This is a genomic window from Roseburia sp. 499 (genome assembly GCF_001940225.2).
Taxonomy (GTDB): Bacteria; Bacillota; Clostridia; order Lachnospirales; family Lachnospiraceae; genus Petralouisia.
The window spans coordinates 716,096-730,571 of the sequence record NZ_CP135164.1; the positions used below are offsets into that span (position 1 = coordinate 716,096).

The 14,476-nt window shown below is 39.5% G+C and carries 11 protein-coding genes; all 11 read left to right on the plus strand.

All coding sequences use genetic code 11. The features are described from left to right. The first annotated feature begins 150 nt into the window (after window positions 1-150). The 11 genes from BIV20_RS03675 (at window position 151) to pilM (ending at window position 14,469) form a co-directional block, all read left to right on the plus strand. Complete coding sequence (locus BIV20_RS03675) at window positions 151-1,515, plus strand: sensor domain-containing diguanylate cyclase (RefSeq protein WP_075718172.1); 1,365 nt, start codon at window positions 151-153, stop codon at window positions 1,513-1,515. A gap of 106 nt (window positions 1,516-1,621) precedes the next feature. Next, entirely contained in the window at window positions 1,622-3,331 is a 1,710-nt protein-coding gene (locus BIV20_RS03680; RefSeq protein WP_075718174.1) for a S8 family peptidase, read from the plus strand. Window positions 3,332-3,528: 197 nt separating this feature from the next. Continuing rightward, a complete protein-coding gene (locus tag BIV20_RS03685) occupies window positions 3,529-4,569 on the plus strand; it encodes a PocR ligand-binding domain-containing protein (protein ID WP_075718176.1) in 1,041 nt (346 codons plus the stop codon). 90 nt (window positions 4,570-4,659) lie between these two features. Continuing rightward, window positions 4,660-6,282 (plus strand): GGDEF domain-containing protein, encoded by a 1,623-nt coding sequence (locus BIV20_RS03690; RefSeq protein ID WP_075718178.1) that lies wholly within the window; start codon window positions 4,660-4,662, stop codon window positions 6,280-6,282. A gap of 107 nt (window positions 6,283-6,389) precedes the next feature. Beyond that, complete coding sequence (locus BIV20_RS03695) at window positions 6,390-7,010, plus strand: TetR/AcrR family transcriptional regulator (RefSeq protein WP_075718180.1); 621 nt, start codon at window positions 6,390-6,392, stop codon at window positions 7,008-7,010. 245 nt (window positions 7,011-7,255) lie between these two features. Then, window positions 7,256-8,953 carry a GspE/PulE family protein gene (locus BIV20_RS03700; RefSeq protein WP_075718182.1) on the plus strand — a complete coding sequence of 566 codons (1,698 nt, stop codon included), beginning with the start codon at window positions 7,256-7,258 and terminating at the stop codon, window positions 8,951-8,953. Window positions 8,954-8,968: 15 nt separating this feature from the next. Further along, window positions 8,969-10,078 carry a type IV pilus twitching motility protein PilT gene (locus BIV20_RS03705; RefSeq protein ID WP_075718184.1) on the plus strand — a complete coding sequence of 370 codons (1,110 nt, stop codon included), beginning with the start codon at window positions 8,969-8,971 and terminating at the stop codon, window positions 10,076-10,078. A gap of 13 nt (window positions 10,079-10,091) precedes the next feature. Beyond that, entirely contained in the window at window positions 10,092-11,306 is a 1,215-nt protein-coding gene (locus BIV20_RS03710) for a type II secretion system F family protein (protein WP_075718186.1), read from the plus strand. A gap of 146 nt (window positions 11,307-11,452) precedes the next feature. Beyond that, a complete protein-coding gene (locus BIV20_RS03715) occupies window positions 11,453-11,971 on the plus strand; it encodes a type II secretion system protein (protein WP_075718188.1) in 519 nt (172 codons plus the stop codon). Between the two features lie 46 nt (window positions 11,972-12,017). Beyond that, window positions 12,018-12,797 carry a prepilin peptidase gene (locus BIV20_RS03720; RefSeq protein ID WP_075718190.1) on the plus strand — a complete coding sequence of 260 codons (780 nt, stop codon included), beginning with the start codon at window positions 12,018-12,020 and terminating at the stop codon, window positions 12,795-12,797. Window position 12,798: 1 nt separating this feature from the next. Next, entirely contained in the window at window positions 12,799-14,469 is a 1,671-nt protein-coding gene (gene pilM, locus BIV20_RS03725; protein WP_075718192.1) for a pilus assembly protein PilM, read from the plus strand. The last annotated feature ends 7 nt before the right edge of the window (window positions 14,470-14,476 follow it).

Here is a 14,476-nt window from a genome sequence, read left to right on the forward strand (position 1 = left end):
TTTATACCCTTTTGCAGGTGATTTGAGAGAAGTTGTTACGGCAAGGATTAGATTTTTTGATTCACGGTAAATTTATTGGTTCAGATACTGATCCGTGAATAATTCAGGTTAAGTTTTCGGCAGGCGAGTAATAAAGATTCTGCTAAAATTATGAACCTGACGTGCCGGGAAAAGACACTGGAGCTTAACGATGTTTTGGAGAGAATAGAGCAGTCGGTTGAAATTATGTCTGTATATGCTACTGATAACTTCGAGAGTATAGAAAGGCTTTTAAGCGATTCAGCATATGAGGAACAATATATACAAAATCTTTCTGAACTTGGCTTGACAATAGCAAATGAGACGGACGGTGCCGTTGCGGTCTGGGGCAGACTGAGTCCAGAATGTACTACATCAAAGTCTGGATTTTTCTGGGTAAAAGACATGGAAACAGGACGGTTTGAAGATTGTGAACTTACAGATTTGTCCAAATATGAAAAAGACGATATAGAACATGTCGGATGGTATTATATTCCGATGGAGGCAGGAAAAGCCGTATGGACGCAGCCCTATTATAACAAAAATATTGAGGTTTATATGATTTCCTATGCCATTCCTGTCTACAAGGATAATGAATTTCTTGGAGTAGTGGGAATGGACATCGATTTTAATTATATAACAGAAAAGGTGGACAGTATTGAGGTATATGAGACAGGAGAAGCATATCTGACAAACGAGAATTTTGAAATTGTTCATAGTAAAAACCATGAGAAAGGTACTTTGGTAAAAGAACTCGGTGAAAGTCTGGAAGCAGGAAAAAACGAGGATGTTATAAATACGGATACGGTTTATTCCTATACATTTGCTGGAATCCAAAAGAAGGCGGCATTTCAAACACTGAAGAACGGTATGTGTCTTGCGGTTACGGCACCTGTTTCGGAAATTAATAAAACCCAGAGAAAGATTATGGGGCAGATTGTGTTTACAGAGTTTTGGGCAGTGATAATATTTGTGTGTATTGCGTGGGCAATTGCCAGAACGATTGTGAATCCATTAAAAGAATTGGATATTGCTGCAAAGGAAATAGCAAGTGGAAATCTGGATGTTTCGCCTACCTGTAAGTCAAAGGATGAGGTGGGAACTCTTGCGGAAAGTTTGCGGGAGACGGCAAATCAGTTGAAAATACGAATTGATTATATAAACAATCTTGCTTATGTAGATCCACTTACCGGTATAATGAATAATACAGCTTATTTGCAGGAGGTTTCTTTAATAAATATAGATGTACAAAAAAGGATAGGAGATTTCACAGTATTTGTTGTTGATGTAAATGGACTAAAAGCCATCAATGATAATTATGGTCATGATTATGGAAATAAGCTTATCATGGCTGCAACCAAGATTCTTACAGGAGTTTTTGGATATGAGAATGTTTATCGCATAGGAGGCGATGAATTTGCAGCAATTATGAAGAATATCAGTAGCGAAGTATGTGGTGAGCTTAAACAGGAATTTGAAAGCCCGGGGGGAGAATAGCATGGTAATGAGAAATAGTCTTGATTAGAGATGGAAAAAGGATTGTTCTGATTAAAAAGTAAATAGAATATATGATATTAAGGAAAAATATCCATAGGAACAAAGAATGAATAGTCCAAAATTTGAAAATCTCTTAAATCTTGCCTTAGATGCAACGGAGCGGGAACGTGAAAAGTCTGTGCAGCTTGGAGTAGGCTACGAGCCGGAAGAAAACCGATGGGAAATCATTGTAAAATATTCCGGAGCAATCAAAAATCTGGAACAACAAGATAACAGAATCCGAGTGACAGAACTGATGAATGAGTATGCTATCTTAAATGTGCCGGAGGATGCCATGGGGTTGATAGCTGCGGCACCGGAAGTAGAGTTTGTGGAAAAGCCCAAGCGGATGTTTTTTGCTGTAAGTCAAGGAAAGAGTGTTTCCTGTATCAATGCAGTTCAGACCGGAAGATTCGGGTTGACGGGAAAAGGGGTGATTGTTGCAATTCTGGATTCTGGGATTGATTACAGTCACCCCGACTTTCGTAATGCAGATGGAAGTACTCGAATTCTTGCTATCTATGATGAAACTTTAGAACGGGAATATACCGCAGAAGAGATAAATCAGGCACTGATGGCAGACAGTGAACAGGAAAGATTTCGATTAGTGCCGAGCCGTGATACTTCCGGGCATGGTACCCATGTGGCAGGAATTGCAGCAGGAAATGGCAGGGCATCTAATGGGGTGAATCGGGGAGTTGCCTATGAAAGTCCACTCTTAGTGGTAAAGCTTGGAACGGCAGAACCGAATGGTTTTCCAAGAACGACACAGATTATGCGGGGCTTAGATTATGTGGTGAAGAAGGCACTGGAACTGCAGATGCCTATGGCTGTAAATATCAGCTTTGGAAATAATTATGGTGCACATAGCGGAACGGCACTTTTGGAAAGCTATATCAATGATATGGCTAATTTTTGGAAAACAAGTATCGCTATAGGAACGGGAAACGAAGGAGCGGCAAGAGGCCATACATCAGGGTATTTGCAGCAGGGAATAGAGAGGGAGATTTCATTTGCTATTAGCACTTATGAAACTGTTATGAATCTGCAGGTATGGAAATCCTATGTAGATGATTTTGATGTGTCTATTGCTAGTCCTTCCGGGCGTACGGTAGGTCCGATACAGAAGATTCAAGGGCCTCAACGTTTTGTACTAGGGCAGACTGAGCTTTTGATTTATTATGGAGAGCCCAGTCCTTACAGTCCCTATCAGGAGATTTATATTGATTTTATTCCGGCACAGACCTATATAGATTCGGGTGTTTGGAGATTGATATTGACGCCAAGAAGAATTGTACGGGGGAATTATGATATATGGATGCCGGGACAATCTGTGCTGAATGCCGGGACAGGATTTCTTTATCCGGTAGAGGAAACAACGTTGACCATTCCATCTACAGCGGCAAAAGTAATTTCCGTAGCGGCTTATAACTCCAGAAATGATCAATTGGCGGATTTTTCGGGAAGGGGGTATACCAGACAAACTAATGAAGTGAAGCCGGATTTGGCAGCTCCGGGAGTCGATATTCTTTCTGCTGCCCCAGGAGGGGGATATGCAGTGCGTAGCGGAACTTCTATGGCAACTCCTTTTGTGACAGGAAGCTGCGCACTTTTGATGCAGTGGGGAATCATAAACGGGAATGATGCTTATCTGTATGGGGAGAAAATAAAAGCGTATTTACTGCGCGGAGCAAGACATTTGCCGATTTTACAGGAATATCCCAATCCGGAAGTGGGTTGGGGTGTGTTGTGTGTAAAGGATAGTCTGCCGGAATAAAAAATCTCCTGCTGTTTATGGCTTTGATAAAAATACATAAAATTTTCAAAAATGGCATGAATTATTTGACAATAATGTATAAAAGATTTACAATAAGAGTAAGATTTTTTGCGGGATTTTTGATTTGACAGAACATACAATAAAGGAGGAAAGGAGTGTGTGATTGCTGTTTTTAAACCAATCATGCGACGGAGAAAATGGTAGAATACAAGGATGGAAAAGTTTGTCTCGAAAAACTGGAGATAAAGGATATCATTGATATTAATATTCTTCAAGATTTTCTGGATAACTTTGCGTTGGGGATGAATTGTGCAGCAGTGGCAGTTGACCTAGAGGGAAAAGAGGTTACAAAACCAAGTTATTATCGTGATTTTTGTCAAAGACAGGTGCATATGTCTTCGCTTGGGGATAAACGTTGTGCGGAATGTCATAATCAGATGGGGGAAGAAGCGGCAAAAATCGGCAAACCTTATGTAGGAAATTGTCATGCAGGACTGATTGATTTTGCGGCACCGATTACCGTTGATAATTATCATATCGGAACTGTACTTGGAGGACAGATTCTGAATAAGCAACCGGATTTGGATGCAATGCGTAAAATGGCATTAGAGTTGGGGTTAGATCCGGAGGAGGTTGAAGCGGCTGCAAGTCAGATTGATGTTGTGCCGGAACAAAATATTAAGGCTGCTGCCGAAGTGCTTTATGTAGTAGTGAATGAAATGGCACAAAGTGGCTATAACAGGTTGGAAATCGAGTATTTGTCTAATACATTGGCAGAAAACTTTATTCAGATTTCACAAGCGGTAGAGGCACTTACGCGTTCGGCAGTGGAAATTACAGACAGTCAGCATGAATTAGAAAGTGAGATTCAAGGGGTAAATGATCTGACAAATGAAATTGCTAAGATTAATGAATCCATTGCACAGGTTGCACGCAAGATTAAGATGATTGGATTGAATGCGTCTATTGAGGCAGCAAGGCTGGGAGAAAGCGGAAGAGGATTTGCTGTTGTAGCAAACGAGATACAGCATCTTTCAGAAAATACAACAAGTACAACAGCGCAGGTGACAAGTCTGAATCAGCGGATTGAAGAAAAGTTGCAGACAACAATAAGTAATTCGCATAAGACGCTTTCTGTTACGGAAGACCAGTCAGCGGCAATGGAAGAACTTTATGCTACGGTACAAAATTCCGTAGAATTAGCAGAATACATTAAGAGGATATTTTTAGATGACTAATATATAGTATCAGGATGCGGTTTTGTAGGATTAGGGATTTTCCCGATAGGTTACCGGGAAAATCCCTGATTTATGTTTAGGGAGAGGTTTATGAAAAGAATTTTAAATGTTTTGTATGGTGTTTGTGTTGGTATGGTAGTGGGGCTTTTTTTATGCTTATGTGGGGAATTTCGAAACGAAGTATTTCAGACTCGTGAGGATAGTGGATATGCATATTTGACGGAATATAAGCAGGAGAAAGTAGAAGACAGGAGTGCGCCTGTTGGGGTAAAAAATGAATATGTAATACAGCAGTTGGCTATTCCGGAAGGAGGAAGAAATCTAATATTTTATACCATACACCAAAATGTAGAGGTATATATTGGAGAAGAACTTGTATACAGTGTGCGACCGGCAGAAAACAATCCATTTGGAAAGACCCCGGGAAATAACTGGAATGTAATACCGATTTATGAAAAAGATGCAGGAAAGGAAATCAGAATCGTAATCATTCCGGTGTATGAAAGTTCTATTGATATTGTTCCGGATTTTTATTTTGGAGCGAGAGTTGGTATTTGGGCAAAAGTAATGCAACGTAATTTGTTGGCGCTTATTTTGAGTGTACTTGCGATTGTTTCGGGCATTATACTTGTTGTGTTTGGCCTGCTTACACGTCGAAGTGTAGAGATGAATAAGGGACTGACGATGATGGGAATGTTTGCACTGAATATAGGAATTTGGAAGTTGTCGGAAAGTGATGCTATGGCAATGGTGTTCCGTAATTCTATTGTTTTGGCATATATACCATTTTTGGCATTGTTGTTGGTAGTTGTTCCGTTTGTGTTATATATGAAGAATTTATTTGCGAAAGAAAGCAGAATCTGGTATGTACCGTGTTTTATAAGTATTTTTGTAATAATGATTTCCATTGTTTTACAGATTACCGGGATAGCCGATTTCAGGCAGACTCTGTGGATGAATCACATGGTCATGGGGACCGTGATAGTGGTTGGACTGTTTATGCTGATTCGAGAACTTCGTATGGTTGGCTGGAGCAGGCACTTAAAGATTATGGTTATATGCATGAGTTCATGTTTAGTTGGAATGTTAGGAGACATTGCTATTTACTATGGTTCTAATGGTGCTACCATGACAGTTATGGGAATGCTGGGATTTCTGATTTACATTATCGTATTGGGAGTAATATCTATAAAAGAAGTGCGAAAATTGATGTCTATAGGAAAGCAGGCAAAGCGGTATGAGCAGATGGCGTACCACGACCAGCTTACCGGACTTTATAATAGGGCGGCTTATGCGGATTATATAGGGCGTCCGGAGTTTAAGTCGGAGCATTGTATTTTGGTAATGTTTGATTTAAATAATTTGAAATATTGTAATGATACCTGGGGACATGAAATGGGGGATTCTTATATTGTAAATAGTGCAGAGCTTATTTACGATGCATTCGGTAGCGTAGGAAAATGTTACCGAATGGGTGGAGATGAATTTTGTGTACTTTTAAAAGAAGTTTCTTTGAAAAAATGTGAAAATCTAGTAAAGAAATTGCAGAAAGAAACAGAAATCTGGAATAGCGAGACGAAAGAAAAATTCCAGATTCAAATTGCGTGTGGGTATGCGCAATTTGATGAAGATATGGACTATGATTTGGGTGATACCTTAAGGCGCGCCGATAAAATGATGTATCACGAAAAGTTTAAAATGAAACAGGAATAGGAAAAAAATCCTATTTTAATGCGGAACGGCATATCATATAATAAAAACAAAGTTATATAACTTTGTTATATAACGACGCTATGTAAAAAAGTAGAAAAGAGAGAGTTATGCCACCAAAACCAAAATGTACAAAAGAGGATATTATAAAGACAGCATTTGAAATGACAAGAGAGAACGGAATTGAATCTGTGGTTGCAAGAGAACTGGGAAAAAGATTGGGGGTATCAGTTACCCCCATTTTTTCTAATTTCAAGAGTATGCACGAATTGGAAGAAGAAGTAAGAAAGCTTGCAATGCAGGAATTTGACAAATACATTGCAGATGCATTGAACTATTCACCCGCATTTAAACAGTTTGGAATGCAGATGATTCGTTTCGCAAAGGAAGAACCGAAATTGTTCCAGGTGGTTTATATGCAGGAACATGCAGAAAGTTTGCGTTTTGATGAAATGTTTAAAAGGATGGGGGATGTAGTTAAAGTTTGTGTTGAGGTAGTGCAGAAGGATTATGACTTGACAGAGAAGGAAGCGTATGAAGTTTTTAGTCAGTCATGGTTGACAACCTTTTCACTCTGTGTGCTGGAAGCAAATAAGATTTGCAGTTTTTCTGATGACGAGATTTCAGAGGTTTTGAGCAGAGGATTTCAAGCAATCTTAATGCTTGTAAAATCTGGAGGATGTAAGGTGGTATCAGTAGATAGAGAAAGTGAAATGCAAAGTATGGGGTGAAGAATATAAAAAGATAGGAAAAAAATCCTATATCATTTTATATGTAAAAAATGTAATAATATAAAAAGTGTCGAAAATTTGCTGTTTTATATCAGATTTTTGTGTAAAAAGACGAAAAGAATTATCAAAAAAAGCTATATATGGTAAAATATGAGTAACCCGTAGGGTATATATTGTGATTGGACATAATGCACATGAATAACTTGTGCGCCCCTTCGGGAATCTCTGTTTGTTGGAGGAAGGATATGGCAAGGGAGAAAAAGCGTTTAGGAGATATGCTGATTGCAGAGCATATCATTAGTCAGGAACAGTTAGAGGCTGCATTGAAAAAAGCTTCACAAGAACATAAGAAGATTGGTGAGGTTCTGGTAGAACAGGGGTATGCTACAGAGGAAGCAATTGCAAAGGCAGTATCTAGACAGCTTGATATAGAAGTAGTGTCGTTAAAAGGAATTGAAATAGATGAAAGTGTGTTGAAACTGGCAGATGGAAAAATCTTAAAAAAACATACGATGATTCCTTTTGCGTTTAGCAAAAATAATATGAATATCGTAAAAGTTGCTATGGCAGACCCAATGGATATGATTGCGATGGATGACTTTTCCATTGTAACGAATCTTCAGGTAGAGCCTTTCATTGCTACCACTCGCGATATTTTAATGGCACTGGATAAGTTTTATGGTAACCGTGAAACCTTAAAAGCTGTGCAGGAATATGCGAAGGAACGTGGGGCTGTAACAGCAGCTGCGAATATGGCGCTGGAAGAAGAAAATGATGATGTCAGCAGTTCGCCAATTGTAAAACTGGTGAAGTCCATGATTGAGCAGGCGGCGCGTCAGAGAGCCAGTGATATTCATATAGAAGCCCTTAAGAGTATGGTGCGGATACGTTTTCGTATTGATGGTGTTTTATATGAGAAGTTTTCTTATGATATAGAGTTGTTGAGCGCTATTATTACTCGTATTAAGATTATTGGCGGTATGGATATCGCAGAGAAGAGAAAACCTCAGGATGGTCGTATTACTATGGTAATTGACAGGGTAGAATATGATATCCGTGTATCCATTCTTCCTACTGTGTACGGGGAAAAATGCGTAATGCGTCTTGCACAGAAGAAAGCATTGACCAGAAATAAAAAAGAGTTAGGATTTTCACCAAAGGAACTGGAGTTGTTCGATGGCATACTGAAGAATCCAAATGGAATTCTGTTAGTAACCGGTCCTACGGGAAGTGGTAAATCTACAACACTTTATACAGCATTAAGTGAATTAAATAGAGAAGACGTGAATATAATTACCGTAGAAGACCCGGTAGAAGCAAATTTGGATGGGGTAAATCAAGTGCAGGTAAATGTCAAAGCGGAGTTGACTTTTGCCAGTGCATTGAGGTCTATTTTGCGACAGGACCCGGACATCATTATGATCGGAGAAATAAGAGATGGAGAGACTGCCCAAATAGCAGTACAGGCTTCTATTACCGGACATTTAGTAGTAAGTACGTTACATACTAATAGTGCGGCAGGAACCCTGACACGATTGATGGATATGGGGGTAGAGAGTTATTTGCTGGCAGATTCCATGGTAGGAGTAATTGCACAAAGACTTGTGCGTAAGTTATGTCCAGATTGCAAGAGAGTACATACACCTACTACAGAGGAATTGAAGTTTTTGAAAATGGAAAAAGATGAAGAAATCACTCTATATGAGCCATGCGGATGTCAACACTGTAATAATACAGGGTACGTCGGACGTATGGGAGTATATGAGATTATGCCGATTACACCGGCAATTCGTTCTGTGATTGCAAAGCATGGAAGCACAGAAGAAATAAAGGATGTGGCGCTACAAGAGGGGTTGAGCACTCTTTATACAAGTGCAAGAAGATTAACCTTACAGGGAATAACTTCCGTAACCGAAATGGCGAGAATCGTATATGAAAATTAGAAAGGCGTGGAAGGTATGATAGAGGAAAAACTGCTTGGTGGGGCTGAACAGGAAGAAAATAAACTGGAAAAATTGGAAAGAATCATGCATGAAGCAGGAGAACGCCATGCTTCTGATATACATCTTGCACCGGGAAGTCCGGTTATGCTTCGTGTAGATGGAGACTTGGAACCAATGTCTCCGGAGAAAATTAAACCATATGAGGTAGAGGCGATTATCAAACCAATGTTGACAGAATCGCAGATGGCAGAATTGGAGGAAAAGGGAGAACTGGATTTTGCGTATTCCATGTCAGGTTTTAATCGATTAAGAGTAAATGTATTCCGACAGCGTGGAACCTATGCTATGGCACTGAGAATTCTTTCCTTTGATATTCCGAATCCTGGAGACTTAGGAATTCCAGACGCGGTCATAAAATTGACGGGATTGAAGCGAGGACTCGTACTGATTACCGGAGCAACGGGAAGTGGTAAATCTACGACATTGGCAGCTTTGATAGGACTCATTGCCCGTACTTATGCAAAGACAATTATTACATTGGAAGATCCGGTAGAATATATCCATCAACATAATAAATCTATGGTTTTACAAAGAGAAGTAGGTGGGGATACCATGTCCTATGCAAATGCCTTGAAGGCAGCATTAAGACAGGATCCGGATGTTATTCTGGTAGGAGAGATGCGTGACTTAGAGACGATTTCCACAGCAATTACGGCGGCAGAAACAGGGCATTTGGTATTTTCTACGTTACATACCAATAGTGCGGCAGATTCCATTGACCGTGTAATTGATGTATTCCCACCGCATCAACAGCAACAGATACGAATTCAGTTGGCTGGAGTTATTGAGGGGGTAGTGGCACAGCAGTTACTTCCGGTACAGAAGACAGGAGGACGTGTGGCAGCATATGAAGTAATGCTTTCTAGTCCGGCAATTTCCAATCTGATTCGAGAAGGAAAGGCATTCCAGATTCCTTCTATGATACAGACAAGTCGTAAAGAGGGAATGCAGACCATGGATGATGCCATTTATGATTTATATATGAGAAATTTAATTTCCGCGGAGACTGCCATTGCTTATGCGCATGAACCAAACGGAATGAGAAATAAAGTACAGATATTCTGATAGGAGGGTTAGTGTGGCAGAGTTTTTATATGTTGCCATTGATAAGAATGGCAAAGAAAGAAAAGGAAGTCTGGAAGCAGAGAACAGAGAAAGAGCATATGACAAATTGAAGAATGAGGGAATGATTCTTCTGGATTTAAATGAGGCAAATGCCCTGAACAAGGATATCAAAATTAATTTGGGTGGGAAAGTAAAGCCTAGGGATTTAAGTGTTTTCTGTCGTCAGTTTGTCAGTATGATAAATGCAGGTGTGACCATTGTAGATGCATTGAATATGCTTTCAGACCAGACCGAGAACAAGAGACTGGCAGAAGCAATCAGACAGGTTCGTATCGACATTGAAAAGGGAGAAAGCATGGCAGATGCCATGGTAAAGCATGATACGGTATTTCCAAGTATTATGGTCAGTATGACCGCGGCAGGAGAAGCTTCCGGTAAATTGGATACTGCATTTAGCAGAATGGCAGACCAGTTTGAGAAAAGCGCAAAACTTCAGGCGATGATTAAAAAGGCAATGATATATCCAATCATACTTTTCTTTGTAGCAATTATCGTTGTGGCAGTATTTTTAATTAAGGTTATTCCAAGTTATACAGATATGTTTGAACAGCTTGGAAGTGAATTGCCGGGAATTACGAGGGCAGTTGTAGCAGCCAGCGACTTTGTAGTAAATAATTTTATTCTCATATTAGTAGTAATAGCTGCGCTGGTGATTGGAATTAAGATATTTGCAAAGACAGAGAATGGAAAAGACTTCTTCGGAAATCTCGCCATTAAGGTTCCGGTGATGGGCAAGTTGAATGTGAAGACTGCCTGTTCCAACTTTGCAAGAACTTTGAGTACGCTGTTGTATTCGGGAGTTCCCATGATAGACGCGCTAGAGATTGTATCTAGAGTACTGAGCAATTCCTTGTACAAAAAGGCACTCTTACATGCCAAAGAAGAGGTTGCCAAGGGTGTTCCACTCTCTGAGCCAATCGCAAGCAGCGGATTGTTTCCACCAATGGTTTCTCATATGACAAAGATTGGAGAGGAAACCGGTGATGTAGAAGAGATGCTGAATCGTCTGGCTGATTACTATGACGAAGAAGTACAGGCAGCAACAGAAAGTCTTACAGCAGCTATGGAGCCAATGATTATCTTGGTGTTGGCAGGAATTGTTGGAATTCTGGTTGCAGCAATTATGGCACCTATGGTTAAGATGTATGGTGATTTGGAACATGTTTAGAATTAAAGGGAACTGTGATAGGGCACAGCTTCTTTTAAGATATAATGAGCATAAGCGAATCAACGTGCTTGCATGATTGATGAGCGGCGAAATTATTGAGTGAGCAATGCTCACGAAATATAAAGCAAGAGAAAAGGAGAATGAGTATGTTAAAAATGATGAACAAAAAACAGAAAACAACAACAAACAAGGGTTTCTCTTTAGTAGAACTTATTGTAGTAATTGCTATTATGGCAGTATTGGTAGCTGTACTGGCACCTGCAATGTTGAGATATGTGGAGAACTCCAGAAAATCAACGGATGCTTCTACTGTAGAAGGTGTAGTATCTACTGCACAGGCAACAGTTATTAGTGATAATGTAGCACCAGGAACTTATGTAATTACTATTAAAGATTCTGGTTGTAAAGTTGAAAAGGATGATGGTACTAAGTTAGCGGATAGCTTAGAGGAGTCTTATGGGGCACCTGCATCAGGAGTTTTTAAAGATGTCAAATTGAAATCCTCTACATGGAAAACAGGTGGTGTTGAAGTTCAGATAGTAGTTAACGATACAGGAGCTACAACAGTTAAGTATTTTAGTGCTGGAAAAACTGGTGATGATTCTTTTGCAAAATATATTGAAGCAACAGAAGCTGATAAGACCGCTGTAACAGAAAATAAATAGATTTAAAATTATTAATTTAACACACCCGAAAGGACACATTTAACCAATGGAACCAGAACTGATACCCGTATACATAATCTTATACATATTTATATTTCTTTTAGGAATTGAAATTGGAAGCTTCTTAAATGTATGCATATATCGCATACCCAACCACGAAACCGTGGTAACAGAGCGCTCTCATTGTATGAGTTGCGGGTATCAGCTCAAATGGTATGACATGATACCGGTTTTCAGTTGGCTTTGTCTTAGGGGAAAATGCCGAAAGTGCAAATCGGCGATTTCTGCCCAGTACCCTATTGTTGAGGCGGGAAATGGAATTCTATATATAATTATTTTTGGGGTAAATGGTTTTAATATGGTAAGTGTACTGTATTGTCTTATGGCATCAGCACTTTTGGTATTGAGTATCATAGATATTAGAACTTATGAGATTCCTTTTGGAATTAATGTTTTTATATTTGCATTGGGACTGGTCCGGTTGTTGGTTGATAATCGGAACTGGTCGATGTATCTGATTGGCTTTTTTGCCGTCAGTGTATTCTTAGAAATATTGTTATTAGCAAGTCATGGAAAGGCAATCGGTGGCGGTGACGTAAAGTTAATGGCTGCTGCCGGTTTGCTACTTGGCTGGAAGGAAATCATTTTGGCGTTTTTTATCGGATGTATTCTTGGCTCTGTGATACATCTTGCCAGAATGAAGATACAAAAGGCAGAGCATATGCTGGCGATGGGACCTTATTTGTCAGCGGGGATTTTTATTGCAGCCTTATGGGGCGAACAGATGGTGCAAACATATATGGAAATATTGATTGGAGTAGGATGAAATGGCAAATAAAGTATTGAGTATTGAGATTGGTCAGGATCTCACCAGAGTAATTGAAGTTGATTATAAGAGCAATAAGCCTAAAATTTATAAATATTTTTCATTTCCCACACCGGAGGGAACCATTTCCGATGGTATCATAGGGGAAAAGAAAGCAGATTTCAGCCGTTTGTTAAGAGGCGGACTCAGAAGTAATGGAATTACGACGGATAAGGTAGTTTTTGCAGTAAGTGCAGGAAGTATTGCAAGTCGTGAAGTTGCAATTCCTATTGTAAAGGAAAATAAGATTCAGAATGTGTTGCTTGCAAATTCTTCCGAATATTTCCCGGTAGATTTATCACAATATCAGTTGGCATACCGGTTGTTGGAAAAAGATGATGAGAATAAACAGTTAAAGCTTCAAGTCTATGCGATTCCAAAGAAACTGGTAGAATCCTATGAGGAACTTGCGAAGGTTTGTAATCTTACCGTTCAGGCAATTGATTATGTAGGTAACAGTGTTTATCAGTTAATGCAGAAAATTGCACCAAAGGAAATGTCAATATCTGTTAAGGTAGACGAGGGATTATCCTTAATTACCATTGTAAAGGATGGTAAGGTAGAGTTACAGCGTAGCGTTGCTTATGGTATAGAAGGGGTAACGGAGTGCATCAGCGATTCTAAGATAATTGGTTACAAGCCACAGTATGAAGCTATTTTTGAATATATGAGAACGAATACCTGTGTTCATAAAAACATAGATAGAGGAAACGTAGAGGAAGAAACAGCAGAGAGTAATCCGACACTTTCCCAGCTTCGGGATGAGGCAACGGAGTCCTTACGATATCTTGTTGGAAACATTTCCAGAGTTTTGGATTATTATACTTCAAGAAATAGTGGCGTTGCGATTTCTCAGATTTCTCTTTTGGGAATTGGTGCGGAGTGTATGGGATTAAAGGAGTTATTGAGCAATGAATTAGGTGTTACAGTAACTACGGAAACCATGTTTGACCAGAGTATTCCGGAGGGAGCTGCAAATTATCTGGCATGTGTTGGAGCAGTGTTGAATCCTCTTGACATTGCGAAAGAAGTAAATGCTAAGAAAGGGCAGGAAGGTAGTGGTTCATCTGAATCATTGCAGAGTTCCCTTATTATATTCGGAGTAGGTGCGTTTGCAGCACTTTTATTGACGGTGATTCCACTGGTTCAGAATTTTAACTTGAACACGAAGAAAATTGATTTGGAAGATCGTCTGGAAGAATTGCAGCCGGCACAGGAAGCTTATGATGCATATTTACAGGCTCAAAATGAATATACCGATGCGGCAACAATGGATGCTATGGCAACAACACCAAATGATGGATTGTTAGATTTTCTGCAAGAGTTAGAGGAAAAGAGTCCTTCCAATATTACAATGGATAATATGACGGCAGGAATTACAGGAGTTACCTTAAGTCTGAAGGCAGAGAACAAGGAACAGATTGGTGATTTAATTACACAGTTAAGACAGTTTAAGTCGGTAGGTTCGGTAGAAACCAGTGGTTTTTCAGAGGAAAAGGATGATGCCGGTAATGTTAGCATTAATTGCTCTATTACTTGTACTTATGCCTTGGCAGATGGAAGTGAAGATGCCGAAAATGCAACAGAAACAGATGTAGTAGACACTACAGATACCAATAATGCAGGAGAATAGGAGGGGG

Bases quoted from the DNA above. Each gene is read 5' to 3' on its own strand.
- BIV20_RS03685 (WP_075718176.1), top strand. From the start codon at position 3,529: ATGGTAGAATACAAGGATGGAAAAGTTTGTCTCGAAAAACTGGAGATA.
- BIV20_RS03675 (WP_075718172.1), top strand. From the start codon at position 151: ATGAACCTGACGTGCCGGGAAAAGACACTGGAGCTTAACGATGTTTTG.
- BIV20_RS03720 (WP_075718190.1), top strand. From the start codon at position 12,018: ATGGAACCAGAACTGATACCCGTATACATAATCTTATACATATTTATA.
- pilM (WP_075718192.1), top strand. From the start codon at position 12,799: ATGGCAAATAAAGTATTGAGTATTGAGATTGGTCAGGATCTCACCAGA.
- BIV20_RS03700 (WP_075718182.1), top strand. From the start codon at position 7,256: ATGGCAAGGGAGAAAAAGCGTTTAGGAGATATGCTGATTGCAGAGCAT.
- BIV20_RS03690 (WP_075718178.1), top strand. From the start codon at position 4,660: ATGAAAAGAATTTTAAATGTTTTGTATGGTGTTTGTGTTGGTATGGTA.
- BIV20_RS03680 (WP_075718174.1), top strand. From the start codon at position 1,622: ATGAATAGTCCAAAATTTGAAAATCTCTTAAATCTTGCCTTAGATGCA.
- BIV20_RS03715 (WP_075718188.1), top strand. From the start codon at position 11,453: ATGTTAAAAATGATGAACAAAAAACAGAAAACAACAACAAACAAGGGT.
- BIV20_RS03695 (WP_075718180.1), top strand. From the start codon at position 6,390: ATGCCACCAAAACCAAAATGTACAAAAGAGGATATTATAAAGACAGCA.
- BIV20_RS03705 (WP_075718184.1), top strand. From the start codon at position 8,969: ATGATAGAGGAAAAACTGCTTGGTGGGGCTGAACAGGAAGAAAATAAA.